Here is a 17,891-nt window from a genome sequence, read left to right as displayed (position 1 = left end):
CCGATGCCGGACCTGGACGAGCTCATCCGGACCACCCTCGACCGGCACGCGGCCGGCGAGGTCGACCGTGACGCGCTGATCTCGCGGGCCGTGGGGCGCGGGCGGAGCTATCGGCGCCGGCGCCGGGCCACGCTGTGGGGCGCGGCGGCGGTCGCTCTGGTCGTCGCGGCCGGTGGCACGGTCGCGATCTCGTCGCTGCGCGGCGGCGCCGGGCTGGAGGTCGGCGGGCGGACTCCCCCGGCCGTCGCCCTGCCGGCCGTCTCAGCGCCGGGTGCCGAGGCCGACCCGGCCGCCGTGGGCACGGACCCTCGGCTGATCCACTTCGCGGCGCCCGCGATCGAGGCCGGCGCGAGGTTCCACAACTGGACCAGCGCGGCCGGTTACGAGCAGCTCGAGGCGGAGATCGACGACGCCCTCGTCTCCGTGACCATCGGGCGCTCACAGGCGGCCGTCGACGCGGCGGAAAGGCAGTCCGACGGCGGTGCGGTGGTGCGCTCGCAGCCGGTGCCCGGGCTCTGGTTGCGCATCCAGGCCAAGGATCCGGCGTACGCCGCGCGGGTCGCGGCCGTCGTCGATCTGGACCGCACGCAACAACTTGTCCTGCCGTTCCGACTCGGGCACCGCCCGCCGGGGAGTGTGCCGGTCACCGCCTACCTGGGCTTCATCGACCGCGTGTACGCGCACGGCGGAGTCATCCTGCGGGGCGCCGACGGCGCGCGGATGGAGGTGCAGGCGCAGTACTCGCGCGGCCGCACAGACCGCAGCGGCAACCACACGGTCGGCGGCCGGCCCGCGTTCCTCTACCCCGGCCGCGACGAGGTGGCGCTGCGCGGGGTGGCGCACCTGGAGGTCAGCGTCCGGATCGGCAAGGCGTACCAGGGTTACGAGGTAGCCGACGCCGACGCGGTGCTCGCCGCCCTTACGGTGACGGAGACCGTGGAGCGCATCACGACCTGGCCGACGGACAACTGACGGGGCCCCTGGATCGGGGCCCCGTCATGGGTCAGACGGTGAAGTCGGAGAACAGCAACGCGGCCAGGGCGAGGGCCAGAACGATGTTGACCACCGTCGCGCTGGCGAACACCGCGATGGGCCGCCACCCCGCCTCGCGCAGCGCGGTCAGCCGGAACTCCAGGCCGATGCTGACGAACGCCAGGATCAGGAACCAGGTGCGGAAGTTCGTCGCGACGGCCTGGGCCGCGCTGTTGTCGGCGGCGCTGACCGTGTTGGCGAACCAGGTGCCGAGCACCGACGCGGCGACGAAGCCGAGCACGAACTTCGGGAACCGCCGCCAGAGCTCACCCGCGCCGGGCCGGGCGGAGTCGGCCGTGCGCTCCACCTTGAACGCGAACCACGCGGTCAGCGCGACGGCCACGATGCCGATCAGCGCGTTCTGGGTGACCTTCACGATCGTCGCGATCTTCAGCGCGTCCTCACCGGCCAGCGTGCCGGCGGCGGTGACGGCCGCGGTGGTGTCGATGTTGCCGCCGATCCAGGCGCCGGCCACCGCGTCGGAGAGCCCGAACACGCCCGCCAGCCACGGCAGCAGGAAGATCGACGGGAGCGCGAACAGGATGACCAGGCTGGCCGCGTACGCCAGTTGTTCGCGCTTGGCCTTCACCGCACCGGCGGCGGCGATCGCCGCGCTGACTCCGCAGATCGACACCGCCGAGGCGAGCAGCGCGCGGAGCTTGTCGTCGAGGCCGAGCTTGCCGCCGAGCCACCAGGTGAACAGGAAGACGCCGGAGATCAGCAGCAGCGCCTGGACGATCGCCGGGCCGGCCGCCGTGACCAGCAGCGACAGGTTGATCGAGACACCGAGCAGGACGAGGCCGGTCTTGATGAAGAACTCGGTGCGGAAGGCGGGCGCGAGCCGGTCGCGGACTCCGGTCGCGGTCAGCACCGCGTTGCCGAGCAGGCCGATCACGATCGCGTAGACGGGGTATTCGACCGACTTCGCGACCCGTTTGAGGCTGGTGTCGGCGAGCCAGGCGGGCACGTTCTTGTCCAGATACTTGGTGAGCCAGGCGAGGGCGAGCACCACCACGAGGCCGGCGCCCACCCACGCCCAGTCGACCTTCCGCTCGGTCTGCTCGGCCGGGACCAGCGCCTCGGTCTCGTTGACCGTGGTCACTGCAGGATCCCGCGACTGATCACACCGGTCAGGATCAGGACCAGCAGCACGAGACCGACCACAGTGGCCGCCCAGTCCTCGCTGATCCGCGTAGGTCTGCTCATGGCATCTCTCCCTCCTTATCCTATCGGGTTGATAGGATAACGATGGATCGATGTCCCGGGCAATCCCCTAGCAGTACGGCGATGCCTTGGTGTTCCACGCCTCCGCGTCGACAGCGCCGCCGCCCCACAGGAAGACCGCGTAGTAGCCGTTGCCCAGGCGCCGGAAACCGAGTTCCTGCACGCGATTGGGCGAGTTGTAGGCGACGTGTTCGTAGCCGACGGTGTCGTAGTCGTTGACCAGGTAGTTGTCGGCCTTGCTCCAGGTGTTCGGACCGACGATGCCGTCGGCGCCGAGCCCGTACCGGCGTTGGAAGCTCTTCGTGCCGGCCTCGGTGCCGGGCCCGAACTCACAGTCGATGCCCTCGTTGTCGATGAAGCCCTCGGCAGCGAGGATCGTCTGCCACAGTGCGACGGCGGTGCTGCGCCGCCACGGCCCGGTGCGGCTGAGCGTCGCCTCGTCGCCGAAGTCGTCGGTCACCGCGCCGGAGCCGGAGATGACGCCCTGCGCCGCCGACGCCCGCGCCGGCGTGGGGCTCACCAGGCCGGCGGCCAGCAGTGCGACCACACTCGCGCCGGCGACCAGCGCCCACCGCCGACCGGTTCGTTCCAGGATTCGCATGTGGACCTTCCTCCATGGTCAGGAGATCGAAGAATACAGAGATCACGACATCGTTCGATGTGACGCAACTCATGCATGTCGATCACTGACCGTGCGGAGGTCAGGCGGCGCGCTGGGCCGGTGCGCTCGCCAGGCGGGTCGCGACGGCGTACGCCTGCGCGCGGATCTCCGGGATCGCGGTCGTCTCCCACCAGCGGCCGCGACGCAGGCTGCCCAGCACGTGCAGGCCCTCGGTCGGCCGGCCGTCCCGGCCGATCGGGCGGCCGGCGTCGTCGACGTCGATGCCGAGCGCCAGCGGGTCCGCCCGAGCCAGCCCGTCGGCGACCAGGGAGCGCACCAGCGGGATGCCCGCCGGGTGGCCCGGCCCGGTGCAGTTGACGACCGCGTCGAAGGTCCGGGGGCCGGGCATGGCCACCTCGAAACCGCGGGGAGCGGTGCGGATCGCTGTCAGCCGGGTCGCGATCACCTCCAGGGCGCCGCCCGCCCGGGCACCGGCGACGGCGGCCGCCACCTCCGGCGCGCAGCGGTGTCGGTGCACCTCCCAGTAGCGCGCCAGGTGGCGCAGGAACCGCTGCTGCTCGTCGAGGGTCAGCCCGGACCAGACCTGGTCGACCCGCGGGCGCAGCGCGTCCACGCTGGCCCGCCAGTCAGGACTGCCGCGCAGCACCCGCAGGAGCTCGCGCAGCCCGGTCGCGTCGACCCCCAAGGGGGCGCCCGGCAGGTCGGTGTGCGCCTGGGGCAGCAGGCCGTGCCGGGAGACGGCGACGATCTGGCCCCGGTGACCTCGGGCCAGCAGGGTGAGCACCGCGTCGACGGCGGTCAGGCCGGTGCCGAGCAGCAGCACCCGGTCCGTGGCCGCGACGCCGTCCAGCGCGCCCGGCGACCAGGGCACCGCGACGTAGCCGGGCGCCCGGCGCACCGCGACCGACGCCGCCGCCGGGAAGACCGGCGGTGGCGGGCCGACCGCCAGGACGACGTCGGACGCCCATCGGGTCGTGCCGTCGCTGAGCTCGACCGCCCAGCCGGCGGGGCCGACCGGTCGGACCCGCAGGGCACGATGCGCGAGGTGTGGCACCGCGCCGATCCGGTCCGCGAGGTAGCGGCCGTAGAGCGCTCGGGGCAGGAACTCGTCCGGGCGACATCGGGCCCAGGCGGCGAAGTCACCCGGATCGTCCGGATCGACCGACATCGCCCCGGCGCGTGAGTTGAGCAGATGCCGGGGTTCCCGGGTGGCATACGCTGAGCCCGGTCCCAGTTCGGGAGACGGGTCGACGACGGTCACCGCGCGTCCACTGTGTCGGTTGACGGCCAACGCGGCCAGTGCCCCGGCGGGGCCACCACCGATGATCAGGGTTTTCATAAGCCATCGCCGCCCCTCAAATCCTATAGGTATTGTAGGTTACTGTCGGAATCAGGCAAAGGAGTGCCGCGATGCCGTTGTGGAAGCCGGACCCGACCTTCTATCCCTCGCCGCGCCAGGCGGTGTCCGCACCCGCCGAGAAGCTGGCCTACGTCGCCGCGTTCGACCGGTCGGCCGAGCAGCCGGACGCGATCGCCGTGCTCGACGTCGACGAGACCTCCGACAGCTACGGGCGTGTCGTCGGCTGGACCGACCTGCCGCACCGCGGCGACGAGCTGCACCACTTCGGCTGGAACGCGTGCAGCAGCGCGCTGTGCCCGTCGTCGCCGCACCCGCACGTCGAGCGCCGCTACCTGATCGTGCCGGGGCTGCGGTCCTCGCGGATCTACGTGCTCGACACCAAGGACAACCCGAAGGCGCCGTCGATCGTCCGCACCATCGAGCCCGCGGAGCTGGCCAAGGCCGGCTACTCCCGGCCGCACACCGTGCACTGCGGCCCCGAGGGGATCTACGTCTCCAACCTGGGCGGGGCCGACGGCGCCGAGGGACCCGGCGGCATCGCGCTGCTCGACCACGACTCGTTCGATGTGCTGGGCGCCTGGGAGATCGACCGCGGGCCACAATATTTCGGGTACGACTTCTGGTGGCACCTGACCCGCGACGTGGTGGTGACCAGCGAGTGGGGCACCCCGTCGATGATCGAGGACGGGCTGGTCGGGGAGCTGCTGCTGGGCCGGAAATACGGCCACTCGATCCACTTCTTCGACCTGCGCAAGCGCCGCCATCTCCAGACGCTCGACCTCGGCGACCAGCACCAGATGGCGCTGGAGCTGCGGCCCGCGCACGACCCGACCAAGGAATACGGCTTCGTCGGCGTGGTGGTCAGCGTCGAGGACCTGTCGGCCTCCGTCTGGCTCTGGCACCGGGACGAGACCGGCGACTTCGCCGTCCGCAAGGTGATCGAGATCCCCGCCGAGCCGGCGGACGCGGCCGACCTGCCGCCGATCCTCCAGCCGTTCGGCGCCGTGCCGCCGCTGGTCACCGACATCGACCTGTCGGTCGACGACCGCTACCTCTACGTCTCCGCGTGGGGCATCGGCAAGCTCCTGCAGTACGACGTGTCCGACCCGTTCGCACCCCGGCTGACCGGCGAGGTGCGGCTCGGCGGCATCGTCACCAAGGCCGCCCACCCGGCCGCGCCGGACCTCGCGCTGGCCGGCGGCCCGCAGATGGTCGAGGTGTCCCGCGACGGGCGCCGGGTCTACATCACCAACTCGCTCTACGGCGCCTGGGACGACCAGTTCTACCCGGACGGTGTCGGCGCCTGGGCGGCCCGCCTCGACGTCGACCTCGACAACGGCGGCCTCACCCCCGACCCCCGCTTCTTCCCGCACGGCGACGAGTTCCGGGGTCGCCGCGTGCACCAGACAAGGCTGCAGGGCGGCGACGCCTCATCGGACTCATACTGCTTCCCGTGAGTTGGCTGGAAATCGCGACCCTCGCCGGCCTCGGCGCGTTCCACGGCCTCAACCCCGGCATGGGGTGGCTGTTCGCCGTGGCCATCGGCCTTCAGGAGCGTTCGGCGCTGGCGGTGCTCCGCTCGCTGGTGCCGATCGCGGCCGGGCACGCGCTGTCGGTGTTCGCCGTGGCCGCGCTGGTCGAGGGTCTGCGGTCGGTGCTGGCGACCCGGGTGGTCGCCATCGCCGGCGGGCTGGTGATGGTCGGCTTCGGGCTGTGGCGTGCGCTGTCCCGCCGGCACTTCACCTGGGCCGGCATGCGGCTCACGCCGTGGCAGCTCACCGGCTGGTCGTTCCTGATGTCCTCGGTGCACGGCGCCGGGCTGATGCTGGTGCCGGTGCTCGTGGCCAACCCGCCGCCCGGCGTGCACCAGGACCACGCCCTGCACGCGCCGTCCGACCCGAGCGCCCTGCTCTGGCAGGGACTCGCGGCGACCACCGTCCACACCGTCGCGATGGTGACCGTGGCCGGCGTGATCGGCCTGCTGGTCTACCGGGTGCTCGGGCTCGAGGTGCTGCGCAAGGCCTGGGTCAACCTCGACCTCGTGTGGGCCGTCGCCCTGATCGGCTCCGGTGCGGCAGCGGTCGTGCTCACCCTTTGAGCGAGCCGGTGCGCTTGGTCGTCGGGTCGGTGGCGACGCAGGTGACCCCGCGGTCGCCGGCCGTCCAGGAGAGCTCGGTCGGGTGCAGGTAGAACAGCTCGACCTTGTCATCGGCGACGGACGACGGCGCGTAGTCCTCGAACTGTGCCAGGCACTCCTGCCGAGCCTGTAGACCCAACTTCTCGGCACCCGGGTACGGCCCGGCCGGCAGCACGACGATCGCGAAGACCTCGCCCTCGTGCGGCCGCTCGCACGGCAGCACCGGCAGCGCGGCGACGTCGTCGCTCTCCCGCAGCCCGTCGACGCAGTGGCCGACCGCCAGCTTGCCCGCCGAGACCTCGCCGCCGGACGACGACGCGTCCGCACCGCGCAGGGCGACCGCCGCGCCGACCACCGCCGCCACGAGGATGACCACCGCGAACAGCACACCGAACACGAGCAGCCCGCGCGCGGGCGCCGGCCTGGGTGGCTCCGCGGGTGGCTCTGCCGACATCACGCGCCGCAAATTAGCACCGTGAGCAGGCCAGGGGCGAACCCTGTGACACGATCGCGGCCATGTTGCGCAGCGTCCACGACCGCGCCGAGCTTGCCGCGTTGCTCCGCAAGGACCCTGCTCTGCACGCGTACCAGCTAGGCGACCTCGACGACTTCTTCTGGCCGTTCACGACCTGGTACGCGCACGGCGAGACGGTCGCCCTGATCTACCACGGCCAGCCGACGCCGACCCTGCTCGCGTTCGGCCCGGACGAGCCGCTGCGCGACCTGCTCACCCGGCTCGTCCCGCTGCTGCCGCGCACGGTCTACGCCCACCTCTCCCCCGGCGCAGGCAGCGCGCTGACCCCGGCGTACACCCGCACGCACGACGGCGGCCCGCACCACAAGATGGTGCTGCGGGGCGCACCCGAGAGTCCCGCGGAGGGCGAGCCGCTGGGACAGGCCGACCTGGCCGAGCTAGAGACGCTGTACGCGCGGGCGTACCCCGGCAACTGGTTCGACGAGCGGATGCTGGAGACCGGCCAGTACGTCGGCCTCCGCCGCGCGGGAAAGCTCGTCGCGGTGGCCGGCGTGCACGTCTGGTCGCCGGTCTACCGGGTCAGCGCGATCGGCAACGTCACCACCGACCCGGCCCACCGGGGCCAGGGCCTCGCCCAGCGGGTCACCGCCGCGCTGTGCCACCGGCTGCGCGAGACGACCGACGTCATCACCCTCAACGTCAAGGCCGACAACGCACCCGCCGTCGCCGCGTACCGCCGAATCGGTTTCACGGTCATCGGCGGGTACGAGGAGGCCACCTACGTTTCGGCCGGCGCCGAAAGGTCCCGGACCTAGGTTGACGGCGTGAAAATCGCTGCCGCCATCGCCACCACCGTCCTCCTCTGGGCCTCGGCGTTCGTCGCCATCCGGCACGTCGGCGCCGACGTGCGCCCCGGCGCGCTCGCGCTCGGCCGGCTGCTGGTCGCCGCGGTCCTGCTCGGCGCACTGGTCGCGGTCCGCCGGCCACGCTGGCCGGACCGCGGCGCCTGGCCGCGCCTGGTGCTCTGCGGCGTCGCCTGGCTCGGCGTGTACAACGTGGCCCTGAACGCCGCCGAACGCCGGGTCGACGCCGGCACCGCCGCGATGGTGGTCAACCTCGGGCCGGTGCTGATCGCCGTCCTGGCCGGGCTGTTCCTCGGCGAGGGCTTCCCGCGCACGCTGCTGCTCGGGCTGGGCACGGCGTTCGCGGGCACCGTCCTGATCGGTGTCGCGGCCGCCGGCGACGCGCGTGCCGACCCGTGGGGCGTCGTGCTCTGCCTGGTCGCCGCGGTCGGCTACGCCGTCGGGGTGGTCGCACAGAAGCCGCTGCTGGCCGGCTCCGACCCCCTCGCCGTCACGTTCCTGGCCACCGTCGTCGGCGCCGTCGCCTGCCTGCCGTTCGCCGGCCAACTCGTCGCCGACGCGACCGCACCCGCGACCATCGGCTGGCTCGTCTACCTCGGCGCCGGGCCGACGGCGCTGGCGTTCACCACCTGGGCGTACGCGCTGGCCCACACCGGCGCCGGCAAGCTGGGTGCCACCACGTACCTCGTACCCCCGCTGGTGGTGGTCCTGGCCTGGGCCCTGCTCGGCGAGGTGCCGGCGGCGCTCGCGCTCGGCGGCGGCCTGCTCTGCCTGGCCGGTGTCGCGGCGACCCGGGCGAAAAACTTGACCCTCACGCGACGGCAGGGTGTTTCGTGGGTCTCTGAGAGGGGGTGAGCCCGGATGGGTTACCCGGTGAGCCGGGTCGCGGCGTTGGCCGGTGTCACGGTGCGCACGTTGCACCACTACGACGACATCGGGCTGCTGGTGCCCGGCGAGCGGACCTCGGCCGGCTACCGCGTCTACACCGACGCCGACCTGGAGCGGTTGCAGCAGATCCGGTTCTACCGCGAGCTGGGCTTCGGCCTGGACGAGATCGCGGTGCTGCTGGACACGGCCGACCCGCGGGAGCACTTCCGCCGGCAGCACCGGCTGCTGCTGGAGCGGATCAAGAAACTGACGGAGATGGCGACCGCCATCGAGTTCGCGATGGAGGCACAGAAGGTGGGTGTGAACCTGACCCCGGAGGAGCGCTTCGAGGTGTTCGGCGACGTCGACCCGGAGCGTCACGCCGACGAGGCCGAGGAACGGTGGGGAGGCACGGACGCGTACGCCGAGTCACAGCGCCGGACCGGCCGCTACAGCAAGGACGACTGGCTGCGGTTCCGCTCCGAGAGCGAGGACTGGGGCCGCCGGTTCGCCGCCGTGATGGACAGCGGGCAGCCGGCCGAGGGGCGGGCGGCGATGGACCTGGCCGAGGAGCACCGGCAGCAGATCAGCCAATGGTTCTACGAGTGCACGTACGAGATCCACACCGGGCTGGCCGACATGTACGTCGCGGATCCACGCTTCACGGCGTTCTACGAGAACCTGAAGCCGGGAATGGCGCGGTTCCTCAACGAGGCGATCCACGCCAACGCGGTGGCAAGGTCATAACCTTGGCCACATGAGTGGTCGCGCGGTCGAAGCGCTCGAAAACGCCGGTGTGGCGCACCGGGTCGTCAACCACGGCCCGGTGCGCAGCCTCGCCGAGGCCGCCGCCGCCCGCGGCGTGGAGATCCCGGACGTGGTGAAGACGATCGTGGTCCGCCGGGGCGAGGGCGACTACCTCTTCGTCCTGGTGCCGGGTGACCGGGTGATCTCCTGGCCCAAGCTGCGCACGCTGCTCGGGGTCAGCCGGCTGTCCATGCCCGATGCCGCGACCGCCTTCGACGCCACCGGCTACGAGCGCGGCACCATCACCCCGTTCGGGTCGCTGGCACCGTGGCCGGTGGTCGCCGACGAGCGGATGGCCGGTCGGGAGATCACGCTGGGCGCGGGCGAGCACGGAGTCGCGGTGGCCGTCGATGCCGATACCGCCCTGCGCGCGCTCGGCGCGACGATCGCCGACGTCTCAGATCCGGAGTAAACCGGCCGATAACCCGCCGTTTCCGGCGAGTTCCGGCGGAAGCGATACGGTCGTAAGAGGCGTCCGTCCCACATCGGCGCGCGCCGCTCCGATTGGGGCGCGAGGGCCGGTAGCGTTCTGCGGGGCGCCAACGGCGGCGAAGCCCGACGACCGCGCGACACGAGGGGTACGCATGAACGGCGACCTTGGCCCGGCCAGCGAGATCCGGATCAACGGAGACGGCGGCGACGACCGCAAGGCGCCACCCGGTGTCGTGGTGATCTTCGGCGCGTCCGGCGACCTGACCGAACGCAAGCTGATGCCCGCGCTGGCCAGACTCGCGCAGTACAAGCGGCTCCCCGAGGAGTTCCGACTGGTCGGCGTGGCCCGCAGCCACCTGAGCGACGACGAGTTCCGCCAGCGCTTCCCCGCCGGTCCCGCCGCCGAGGCTCCGGGCCTGGTGGAGACCATGCGCTACGTCAGCGGCGCCTACGACGACCCGCAGACGTACGCGCACCTGCGTGAGCTGCTCGACAGCTTCGACCGGGACGCGGGCACCGCCGGCAACCGGCTGTTCTACCTGGCCACGCCGCCGCAGGCGTTCGTGCCGATCATCGAGAACCTGGCCGCCGCGGGGCTCAACCAGCCCGGCTCGCCGGACGGCTCGGCCCGCCTCGTGATCGAGAAGCCGTACGGCCACGACGAGGCCAGTGCCCGCGACCTCGACCACCGCATCCACGCGGGGTTCGAGGAGGACCAGGTCTTCCGGATCGACCACTACCTCGGCAAGGACACCGTGCAGAACGTGATGGCGCTGCGGTTCGCCAACACGATCTTCCAGCCGATCTGGAACCGCACGTGGATCGACCAGGTGCAGATCACGGTGGCCGAGACGCTGGGCGTCGGCACCCGCGGCGGGTTCTACGAGCACGCCGGCGCGATGCGCGACATCGTGCAGAACCACGTGCTCCAGGTGCTCGCGCTGGCCCTGATGGAGCCGCCGGCGTCGTTCGCGCCGGAAGCGCTGCGCAACGAGAAGGTCAAGCTGCTCCAGTCGATCCGGCACCCGGCCGACGGCGACATCGACCAGATCGCGGTCCGCGGGCAGTACACCCGGGGCGGCACGAGCGGCGACCTGATGCCGGGCTACCGCGACGAGCAGGGCGTCGACCCGCTGTCCCGGACCGAGACGTACGCCGCGATGCGCTTGAACGTCGACAACTGGCGCTGGGCGGGCGTGCCGTTCTACGTACGCACCGGCAAGCGGCTCCCGCGCCGGGTCACCGAGGTGGTCCTCCAGTTCACCCGGCCGCCGCACCTGCCGATCAGCGCCGCCCAGGTGACCGGGCTGCAGCCCGACGCGCTGATCCTGCGCATCCAGCCCGACGAGGGCATCACGCTGCGGTTCGGCGCCAAGGTGCCGGGCCACTCGTTCCGGGTCCGCACGGCGACGATGGAGTTCTCCTACGAGTCGACGTTCCGCGAGGAGTCGCCCGAGGCCTACGAGCGACTGCTGCTCGACGCGCTCATCGGCGACCCGACGCTGTTCATCCGCTCCGACGAGGTGCTGCAGAGCTGGCGGATCGTCGACCCGATCATCGAGCACTGGGCCAACAGCCGGGGCCGGATCCCGCTGTACGAGGCGGCGTCCTGGGGCCCGGACGAGGCCGACCAGCTCCTGGCCCGCGACGGCCGCTCCTGGCACAACCCCGGCGGCCGTTGATGACCTCGGTCTACGTCCTCAACGGACCCAACCTCAACCTGCTGGGCACCCGGCGCCCCGAGGTCTACGGCAGCACCACGCTCGCCGACGTCGAGGACCTGTGCCGCGAGGAGGCCGGCAAGCTCGGGCTGGAGCTCGAGTTCCTCCAGTCCAACCACGAGGGACAGCTCGTCGACTGGGTGCAGGAGGCGGGCGCCCGCGTGGCGGCCGGCGAGTGCCTCGGCGCGGTGCTCAACGCGGGCGCCTACACGCACACCTCGATCGCCCTGCACGACGCGATCGAGGGCGCCAGCCTGCCGGTGATCGAGGTGCACATCTCCAACGTGCACGCCCGCGAGGAGTTCCGGCACCACTCGTTCATCTCGCCCGTGGCCCGCGGCATCGTGGTCGGCTTCGGCGTGTACGGCTACGTGCTCGCCCTCCAGGGCCTGCACCAGCTCAGCTAGCCACCACGCCAGCACCGAACAACGTCACGCACTCCTCGTCAGACACGCCGAGCTCGGCGAGGATGGCCGCCGTGTGCTCGCCGGGCTGCGGGGCCGGGGCCGGCATGGCCGGCGCGACCGGGTCGGCGCCCGGGTCCGTGGTGAACCGCGGCGTCGGCGTCACCTGCACCGCGCCGGGGTGCCCGGTGACGGGCGCGTAGAGGTCACGGGCGGCCGCCTGCGGCGCGGCGGGCGCCTCGGCCAGCTCCAGCACCGGCGTCACGCACGCGTCGCGGCCGGCGAACCGCTCGGCCCACTCGTCACGGGTCGCGCCGGCGAACGCGGCGGTCAGGGCCGCCCGCAGCGCGGGCCAGGACGACGGGTCGCGGTGCGCGGCCACCAGGTCGGCGTCGTCGGCCAGCCCCAGCCCGGTCAGTAGGTTGACGAAGAACCGGCGCTCGATCGCACCGACCGCCACGTAGCCGCCGTCCGCGCACCGGTAGACGTCGTAGTACGGGCAGCCGGTGTCGATCAGGTTGGTGCCCCGCCGGTCGGACCAGAGGCCGGCCGCGCGGAAGCCCTGCACCATCGCGAGCAGCGAGGTGGTGCCGTCGTGCACGTTGGCGTCGACCACCCGGCCGCCGCCGGCCCAGAGCGCGCACATGATCCCGTAGACCAGGAACAGCGCACCGCCGCCGAAGTCGCCGACCAGGTTCATCGGCGGCTGGGGCGGCCCGCCGGCCCGGCCGAGGGCGGCCAGCGCGCCGGTCAGGCTGATGTAGTTGATGTCGTGCCCGGCGGCACCGGCCAACGGACCGGTCTGCCCCCACCCGCTCATCCGGGCGTAGACCAGCCCGGGTCGCACCGCGAGGCAGGGCACCGGACCGATGCCGAGCCGCTCGGCGACACCCGGCCGGTAGCTCTCCACCAGCACGTCGGCCCGGGCGACCAGGCGCATGAACAGGTCGACGCCCTCGGGTGCCTTCAGGTCGAGCGCGATCGACCGCCGGCCCCGGTCGAGCACCGGGTTGGGTGGATATTCCGGGGCCGGTCCGTCGGGTCGGTCGACCCGGATGACGTCGGCGCCCATGTCGGCGAGGAGCATGGCGGCGTAGGGCGCGGGACCGATGCCGGCGAGCTCGACGACATTCAGCCCGGTGAGCGGGCCACTGGACATGTGCGGTTGGCCTTAAGCTGAAGGGACTGGGGCCGGGCGTCGGGACGGGCGTCCGGCCCCAGGCCTACGTGGCCGGGTCAACCGCAGGCAGCGGACGCCGAGATAAAACAGCAGGCCATAGCCCGGCAGGGTGGGCAGACCGCCGACCAGCGCCCCCCACAGCGAGATGCCTCCGCCCGGTGCGCCCATCGTCAGGAACAGGCCGCTGACCATCATCGCCAGCACGGTGCACAGCGCGGCGACACCGACGGTCCGCACCAGCCCAACCGGCGAGGCGGCGCGCCGGGCCAGCACGTGCAGCGCCAACAGCGCGACGGCGAAGCTGACGCTCGCGACGATCAGGAACAGGTCGGTGGCGCGCGCCAGGTCGAGGTAGGCCGCGCCGGGCTCGACGCCGCTGCCGCCGCCCCGCCACATCAGCGTGGTCACCGTCATCACCAGCGGCAGCGCGACCGCGAACACCCAGGCGGTGCGCCAGGCCTGGGTGACGGCCAACTCCGTCTGGAACTCCGGCGCGAGGTCGGGCACCGGGCCGAACTCCTCGACGGCCTGCCGCTCGGCCTCGGCCGGGCTGACCCCGGGCGAGCCGGCCCGCACCGCGTCGGCCGCGTCGCGCAGCCCGTCACGTACCTCGACGATCATGTCGGCCTTACGCCGGCGCGGACCGTGCAGCCGGCGGTCGAGCTCGCGGACGTAGCTGTCGATCGCGGTCACGTGGTCCATTGTGCCGGCCCGGGCCGGTCAACGGGTGCGTGCTTGGTAGAGCTCCGTGTCGACCGCGACCTGGACCTCGTTGTCGAGGCGCCCGAGGATGTCGGCGAACAGCGTCGAGCGGGTCTCGGGCGGCAGGGCCGTGTAGGCCGATCGGGTGGCGAGCGTCGCGACGAAGTCCACCGTGGGCATCGTGACCTGCCAGCGGTAGACGTGCGAGTCGCGGTGGGCCAGGCCGTGGATGCCGGGCCACGGCGGCGGGTCCGGCAGCATGTCCCGGTCGAACGGGACCCGCGGCGCGTACACCTGGTGCGCGGCCCGGATCTCGTCATTGACCGCCCGGTCCGCGGGGCGCTCGCGGTTCCAGAAGAGCGCGACCACGCCGCCCGGGGTGACCGCCTCGGCCGCCTTGCGCCACCGGACCGCGGGATCGACCCGGTGCCAGGCCTGCGCGCTGAACAGCAGCCCGAACCGGCGGTCCGGAACGTAGTCCTCGAAGGTGCTGACGGCCACCGTGACCGGCGCGCCCGCCACCCGCCGGGTGAGCACCGCCGCCAGTCGCGGGTTCGGCTCGACGGCGGTGATCCGGACGCCGCGCGCGACGAACTTCATCGTCGCCCGACCGCTGCCGGCGCCCACCTCGATGGCCGGTGAGCCGTCCAGGCGGGCGTACGCCAACACGTCGGCGACGAGCTCGTCGGGGTAACCGAGCCGTAGCCGGTCGCGCGAGCCGGTGCGGCGAATCCGCTCTGGCACTTCTGTCACTCGTCGTACCTATCATCCCGACCGCCCGCCGCGCACCCCGGCATCCGACAACTGGGCCATCCGGTACTGCCTAAAATCAGCGCACCATGCGATACGCGATGCTGATCCTGCCCTCCGCCAACCGGGTCTACGCCGAGTCGTCCGTCGGACTGACCGGCGCCGAGCTGGAGATCTTCTCCGACACGGTGCTCGGCGGTGAGCTCGGCGACATCACCGCCGACGAGATCGCCGGTGTGCCGTACATAACGTTCGAGTCGGCCGAGCTCGACGAGCGGGCCGCCCGGTACCTGGCCAACCTGTCGTCGATCTACGCGCTGTTCGCCGTCGAGGGTGGCGGGCTCCTGCGGCCCGTGCCGCTGATCCGGCTCGACCGCTTCGACGACGACCTGATCACCATTCCGAAGTACGCCGGCAAGACCAACGAGCAGTTCACCAAGCTGCTGCTCAACGCCACCGTGATGGGTTCGGCGTTCGCCGGCGCGATGCTCGACCGGCGGCTGGTCGTCCTCGACCCGCTCGCCGGCCGCGGCACCACGCTGCACCAGGCGATGATGTACGGCTACGACGCGTACGGCGTGGACCGCGACCAGAAGGACTACGAGGCGTACAGCGCGTTCGTCCAGCGCTGGCTCAAGGAGAAGCGGATCAAGCACCGCACCGAGAGCGGGCCGGTGCGCCGCAACGGAAAGGTGGTCGGCCGGCGGCTGCAGATCACGCTGGCCGCCACGAAAGAGGCCCACAAGGCGGGCGACACCCAGCGGATCGACATGATCAACGCGGACACCACCCGGACGCTCGAGTTCTGGAAGCCGCGGTCGGTCGACCTGGTGGTGGCGGACGCACCGTACGGCGTGCAGCACGGCAGCCGCACCGCCGACCGCGGCCTGACCCGCGACCCGCTGGACCTGCTGCGGGTCGCGGCACCGGTCTGGGCCGACGTGCTGCGCCCCGGCGGCGCACTCGGCCTGTCCTGGAACACGAACGTGGCCGACCGCGCCGACGCGGCAGCGGCCCTGGAGGACGCGGGGCTGCGGCTGGTGGACTCGGACGCCCACCGCCGGCTGGCGCACCGCGTCGACCAGGCCATCCGCCGGGACATTCTGGTCGCGAGGAAGCCCGGCTAGCCGATCTCGGCCAGGCGCGGCACCACCTTCTCGCAGAACGTCGTCGTCCAACCGACCGGGTCGTCGGCCCGCGGCACCATCTCGACGAGCTCGACGCCGAGCTTGGCGTACCCCTCCATGTCGAACAGGAACTGGTCAGGCGCGTTGATCGGGTCGCCGTGGCCGAGGATCGTCTTCTGGATCTCCAGCGGGTCGCGGCCGACCTCGGCACAGTGGTCGGCCAGCACGCGCAGCTTGTGCGCCACCTGGTCATGGTTCTCGGCGAACAGGTTGCACGCGTCGGCGTACTGGGCGACCAGCCGGAGAGTCTTCTTCTCGCCCATGCCGCCGACCAGCACCCGGGGCCGGGGCTCGGAGAGCGGCTGCGGTTCGCAGATCGTCTCGGCGAGCCGGTAGTGCCGGCCCTCGAACGGCCCGTCCTCCGGAGACCACATCTGGTGGCAGATCCGCAGCGTCTCTTCGAGACGTTCGAAGCGCTCCGCGACCGGCGGGAACGGTACGCCCATCGCGTGGTGCTCGCGCTCGTACCAGGCGGCGCCGAGGCCGAGCGTCGCCCGGCCGCCGGAGAGCACGTCGAGCGTGCTGACGGTCTTGGCCAGCAGGCCCGGGTGGCGGTAGGTCACGCCCGTCACCATCAGCCCGAGGTTGATCCGGCTGGTCCGGCCGGCGAGGAAGCCGAGCGCGGTGTAGCCCTCGAGCATCGGGTCACGCGCGTCGGCGACGTGCTCCATCTGGAACCAGTGGTCCATCAGCGTGAACGTCGCGCAGCTACCGTCCTCGGCGGTCCGGGCCGTGGCGGCGAGCGTGGGGGCGATCGCGGCGGCTCCGCCGGGCAGGGTGAAGTTGATGAAATGGACTCCAGCGAGCATTGGGGGATCATCCTCCTGGGGGGTCGGTAAACCGACGCTATCCCCCGTATGGACCACTCGGCGAACGCTGGCGTCTATCGTTGGCGCCCGTGAAGTACATGCTGCTGATCTACAACAACCCGGCCGCCATCGAAGCGATGTCCGAGCAGGAGCGCTCCAGGCTTTTCGGCGAGGTCGACACGATCATGGCGGAGCTGACCGCGTCCGGTGAGCTGATCCGGGGCGAGGCCCTGGCCGGTGCGGCCAAGACCGTGCGCCTGCGTGGCGGTGTCGTCGCCACCACCGACGGCCCGTTCATCGAGGCCAAGGAGCAGTTCGCGGGCTACATCGCGGTCGACGTGGCCAGCGAGGAGCGGGCCGTCGAGATCGCCGCCCGCTGGCCGGATTCCCAGTGGGGCGCGATGGAGGTCCGGCAGATCCTCGGCTGATCCCTGTCGAATCGGTCGGGCCGGCTCCGACGTGTCGGTGAGGAGGTTCGACATGACGACGCTGAAGGTTCCCGGTGCCACGCTCCACTACGAGGTGCGCGGCACCGGACCCACCCTGCTGCTGATCTGCGGCGGTGTCTACGACGCCGCCGGCTACGCCGGGCTGGGCAAGGCGCTGGCCGACCGGTTCACGGTGGTCACCTACGACCGGCGCGGCAACTCGCGCAGCCCGCTGGACGGCCCCGACGGGCCGCAGTCGCTGCCGGAGCACGCCGACGACGCTGCCGCGCTGATCGACGCGGTCGGTGGCGGCCCGGCGCACGTGTTCGGCAGCAGCTCCGGTGCGATCATCGGGCTCGACCTGGCCGCCCGCTATCCGGACCGGGTGCGCGTGCTGGTCGCGCACGAGCCCCCGCTGTTCGACCTGCTGCCCGAGCGGGATCATTTCCGGGCCGTGATCGACGAGGTGGAGAAGACGTTCGCCGCAGACGGTCCCGAGGCCGCCAACGCCGTGCTGGGCCGCGGTCTCGACATGGGGCCGGCCGAGGAGGAGGACCGCGCGCCGGGCGGCGGGCCCGCCGAAACACCCGATCCCGAGACGCTCGCGATGTTCGGCCGCCTGGAGAAGAACTTCGCCTTCTTCATCGGGTACGAGGTCCCGCCGTTCGGCCGGTACGTGCCGGACTACGCGACCCTGCGCACCGGACCGGTCCGGATAGTGCCGGCGGCCGGCGAGGCGTCCGCGGGGCAGCCGCCGCACCGGGCCGCGCAGGCGCTCGGCGAGCGGCTGGGCGCACCCACCGCCGGGGTGCCTGGCGACCACGGCGGCTTCGGCCAGCAGGTGCCGGAGTTCGCGACCCGGCTCGACGAGCTGCTTGGTTGAGGAAGATC

20 protein-coding genes are annotated in these 17,891 nt (G+C 72.2%); 12 read left to right on the top strand and 8 right to left on the bottom strand.

Going from position 1 to position 17,891, the window contains the following annotated elements; all coding sequences use genetic code 11:
* The first annotated feature begins 3 nt into the window (after positions 1-3).
* The gene (locus BLV39_RS11810) at positions 4-972 is read left to right on the top strand and encodes a hypothetical protein (protein WP_090790148.1); all 969 of its coding nucleotides are present in this window, start codon (positions 4-6) and stop codon (positions 970-972) included.
* Between the two features lie 31 nt (positions 973-1,003).
* On the opposite strand, the gene BLV39_RS11805 is transcribed toward BLV39_RS11810, so the two are convergent.
* From BLV39_RS11805 to BLV39_RS11795, 3 genes are all read right to left on the bottom strand, one after another.
* Complete coding sequence (locus tag BLV39_RS11805) at positions 1,004-2,134, bottom strand: YeiH family protein (RefSeq protein ID WP_204082915.1); 1,131 nt, start codon at positions 2,132-2,134, stop codon at positions 1,004-1,006.
* Positions 2,135-2,305: 171 nt separating this feature from the next.
* The gene (locus BLV39_RS11800) at positions 2,306-2,857 is read right to left on the bottom strand and encodes a peptidoglycan-binding domain-containing protein (protein WP_090790146.1); all 552 of its coding nucleotides are present in this window, start codon (positions 2,855-2,857) and stop codon (positions 2,306-2,308) included.
* A gap of 100 nt (positions 2,858-2,957) precedes the next feature.
* Positions 2,958-4,217: an FAD/NAD(P)-binding protein gene (locus tag BLV39_RS11795; protein WP_090790144.1), complete on the bottom strand. Its 1,260-nt coding sequence runs from the start codon at positions 4,215-4,217 to the stop codon at positions 2,958-2,960.
* Positions 4,218-4,288: 71 nt separating this feature from the next.
* Here BLV39_RS11795 and BLV39_RS11790 point away from each other — a divergent pair, with 71 nt between their 5' ends.
* Positions 4,289-5,695 (top strand): selenium-binding family protein, encoded by a 1,407-nt coding sequence (locus BLV39_RS11790; protein WP_090790142.1) that lies wholly within the window; start codon positions 4,289-4,291, stop codon positions 5,693-5,695.
* Positions 5,692-6,336, top strand: a complete 645-nt coding sequence (locus BLV39_RS11785) for a hypothetical protein (protein WP_090790140.1) — start codon at positions 5,692-5,694, stop codon at positions 6,334-6,336. The genes BLV39_RS11790 and BLV39_RS11785 overlap by 4 nt, the downstream gene beginning before the upstream one ends.
* On the opposite strand, the gene BLV39_RS11780 is transcribed toward BLV39_RS11785, so the two are convergent.
* Positions 6,326-6,829, bottom strand: coding sequence for a septum formation family protein (locus BLV39_RS11780; RefSeq protein ID WP_090790138.1), 504 nt, complete (start codon positions 6,827-6,829; stop codon positions 6,326-6,328). The genes BLV39_RS11785 and BLV39_RS11780 overlap by 11 nt on opposite strands.
* Positions 6,830-6,891: 62 nt before the next feature.
* On the opposite strand from BLV39_RS11780, the gene BLV39_RS11775 reads away from it, so the two are divergent.
* From BLV39_RS11775 to aroQ, 6 genes are all read left to right on the top strand, one after another.
* Positions 6,892-7,665 (top strand): GNAT family N-acetyltransferase, encoded by a 774-nt coding sequence (locus BLV39_RS11775; protein ID WP_090790136.1) that lies wholly within the window; start codon positions 6,892-6,894, stop codon positions 7,663-7,665.
* A gap of 9 nt (positions 7,666-7,674) precedes the next feature.
* Entirely contained in the window at positions 7,675-8,568 is an 894-nt protein-coding gene (locus tag BLV39_RS11770) for a DMT family transporter (RefSeq protein WP_090790134.1), read from the top strand.
* Between the two features lie 6 nt (positions 8,569-8,574).
* Complete coding sequence (locus BLV39_RS11765; RefSeq protein WP_090790132.1) at positions 8,575-9,327, top strand: MerR family transcriptional regulator; 753 nt, start codon at positions 8,575-8,577, stop codon at positions 9,325-9,327.
* 10 nt (positions 9,328-9,337) lie between these two features.
* Complete coding sequence (locus BLV39_RS11760) at positions 9,338-9,799, top strand: aminoacyl-tRNA deacylase (RefSeq protein ID WP_090790130.1); 462 nt, start codon at positions 9,338-9,340, stop codon at positions 9,797-9,799.
* Between the two features lie 172 nt (positions 9,800-9,971).
* Entirely contained in the window at positions 9,972-11,501 is a 1,530-nt protein-coding gene (zwf, locus tag BLV39_RS11755) for a glucose-6-phosphate dehydrogenase (RefSeq protein ID WP_090790128.1), read from the top strand.
* A complete protein-coding gene (gene aroQ, locus BLV39_RS11750; protein ID WP_090790126.1) occupies positions 11,501-11,947 on the top strand; it encodes a type II 3-dehydroquinate dehydratase in 447 nt (148 codons plus the stop codon). The genes zwf and aroQ overlap by 1 nt, the downstream gene beginning before the upstream one ends.
* Here aroQ and BLV39_RS11745 read toward each other — a convergent pair.
* The 3 genes from BLV39_RS11745 to BLV39_RS11735 are packed head-to-tail and all read right to left on the bottom strand — an operon-like array spanning position 11,940 to position 14,570.
* A complete protein-coding gene (locus BLV39_RS11745; protein ID WP_090790124.1) occupies positions 11,940-13,103 on the bottom strand; it encodes a CaiB/BaiF CoA transferase family protein in 1,164 nt (387 codons plus the stop codon). The two genes, aroQ and BLV39_RS11745, sit on opposite strands and share 8 nt — an antisense overlap.
* Positions 13,104-13,115: 12 nt before the next feature.
* On the bottom strand, positions 13,116-13,817 hold the full coding sequence (locus BLV39_RS11740; RefSeq protein ID WP_143049732.1) for a permease prefix domain 1-containing protein: 702 nt from the start codon (positions 13,815-13,817) through the stop codon (positions 13,116-13,118).
* A 27-nt stretch (positions 13,818-13,844) separates the two neighbouring features.
* Positions 13,845-14,570 (bottom strand): class I SAM-dependent methyltransferase, encoded by a 726-nt coding sequence (locus BLV39_RS11735; RefSeq protein ID WP_090790120.1) that lies wholly within the window; start codon positions 14,568-14,570, stop codon positions 13,845-13,847.
* Between the two features lie 95 nt (positions 14,571-14,665).
* Here BLV39_RS11735 and BLV39_RS11730 point away from each other — a divergent pair, with 95 nt between their 5' ends.
* The gene (locus tag BLV39_RS11730; RefSeq protein ID WP_239083943.1) at positions 14,666-15,703 is read left to right on the top strand and encodes a TRM11 family SAM-dependent methyltransferase; all 1,038 of its coding nucleotides are present in this window, start codon (positions 14,666-14,668) and stop codon (positions 15,701-15,703) included.
* Here the strand turns inward: BLV39_RS11730 and BLV39_RS11725 are convergent.
* On the bottom strand, positions 15,700-16,572 hold the full coding sequence (locus BLV39_RS11725) for an LLM class F420-dependent oxidoreductase (protein WP_090790118.1): 873 nt from the start codon (positions 16,570-16,572) through the stop codon (positions 15,700-15,702). The two genes, BLV39_RS11730 and BLV39_RS11725, sit on opposite strands and share 4 nt — an antisense overlap.
* A gap of 98 nt (positions 16,573-16,670) precedes the next feature.
* Here BLV39_RS11725 and BLV39_RS11720 point away from each other — a divergent pair, with 98 nt between their 5' ends.
* Together BLV39_RS11720 and BLV39_RS11715 are read left to right on the top strand one after the other, a co-directional pair.
* Positions 16,671-17,000: a YciI family protein gene (locus BLV39_RS11720; RefSeq protein WP_239083963.1), complete on the top strand. Its 330-nt coding sequence runs from the start codon at positions 16,671-16,673 to the stop codon at positions 16,998-17,000.
* Positions 17,001-17,052: 52 nt separating this feature from the next.
* A complete protein-coding gene (locus BLV39_RS11715; RefSeq protein ID WP_090790113.1) occupies positions 17,053-17,883 on the top strand; it encodes an alpha/beta fold hydrolase in 831 nt (276 codons plus the stop codon).
* The last annotated feature ends 8 nt before the right edge of the window (positions 17,884-17,891 follow it).

It is taken from the genome of Asanoa ishikariensis, from assembly GCF_900107455.1.
GTDB classification, from domain to species: domain Bacteria; phylum Actinomycetota; class Actinomycetes; order Mycobacteriales; family Micromonosporaceae; genus Asanoa; species Asanoa ishikariensis.
This window is presented reverse-complemented; position numbering and strand designations above follow the sequence as displayed.

Coding starts and splice junctions, on each gene's coding strand:
- BLV39_RS11810 (WP_090790148.1), top strand. CDS start 4: ATGCCGGACCTGGACGAGCTCATCCGGACCACCCTCGACCGGCACGCG.
- BLV39_RS11800 (WP_090790146.1), bottom strand. CDS start 2,857: ATGCGAATCCTGGAACGAACCGGTCGGCGGTGGGCGCTGGTCGCCGGC.
- BLV39_RS11795 (WP_090790144.1), bottom strand. CDS start 4,217: ATGAAAACCCTGATCATCGGTGGTGGCCCCGCCGGGGCACTGGCCGCG.
- BLV39_RS11790 (WP_090790142.1), top strand. CDS start 4,289: ATGCCGTTGTGGAAGCCGGACCCGACCTTCTATCCCTCGCCGCGCCAG.
- BLV39_RS11780 (WP_090790138.1), bottom strand. CDS start 6,829: ATGTCGGCAGAGCCACCCGCGGAGCCACCCAGGCCGGCGCCCGCGCGC.
- BLV39_RS11775 (WP_090790136.1), top strand. CDS start 6,892: ATGTTGCGCAGCGTCCACGACCGCGCCGAGCTTGCCGCGTTGCTCCGC.
- BLV39_RS11765 (WP_090790132.1), top strand. CDS start 8,575: ATGGGTTACCCGGTGAGCCGGGTCGCGGCGTTGGCCGGTGTCACGGTG.
- BLV39_RS11760 (WP_090790130.1), top strand. CDS start 9,338: ATGAGTGGTCGCGCGGTCGAAGCGCTCGAAAACGCCGGTGTGGCGCAC.
- zwf (WP_090790128.1), top strand. CDS start 9,972: ATGAACGGCGACCTTGGCCCGGCCAGCGAGATCCGGATCAACGGAGAC.
- aroQ (WP_090790126.1), top strand. CDS start 11,501: ATGACCTCGGTCTACGTCCTCAACGGACCCAACCTCAACCTGCTGGGC.
- BLV39_RS11745 (WP_090790124.1), bottom strand. CDS start 13,103: ATGTCCAGTGGCCCGCTCACCGGGCTGAATGTCGTCGAGCTCGCCGGC.
- BLV39_RS11730 (WP_239083943.1), top strand. CDS start 14,666: ATGCGATACGCGATGCTGATCCTGCCCTCCGCCAACCGGGTCTACGCC.
- BLV39_RS11725 (WP_090790118.1), bottom strand. CDS start 16,572: ATGCTCGCTGGAGTCCATTTCATCAACTTCACCCTGCCCGGCGGAGCC.
- BLV39_RS11720 (WP_239083963.1), top strand. CDS start 16,671: ATGCTGCTGATCTACAACAACCCGGCCGCCATCGAAGCGATGTCCGAG.
- BLV39_RS11715 (WP_090790113.1), top strand. CDS start 17,053: ATGACGACGCTGAAGGTTCCCGGTGCCACGCTCCACTACGAGGTGCGC.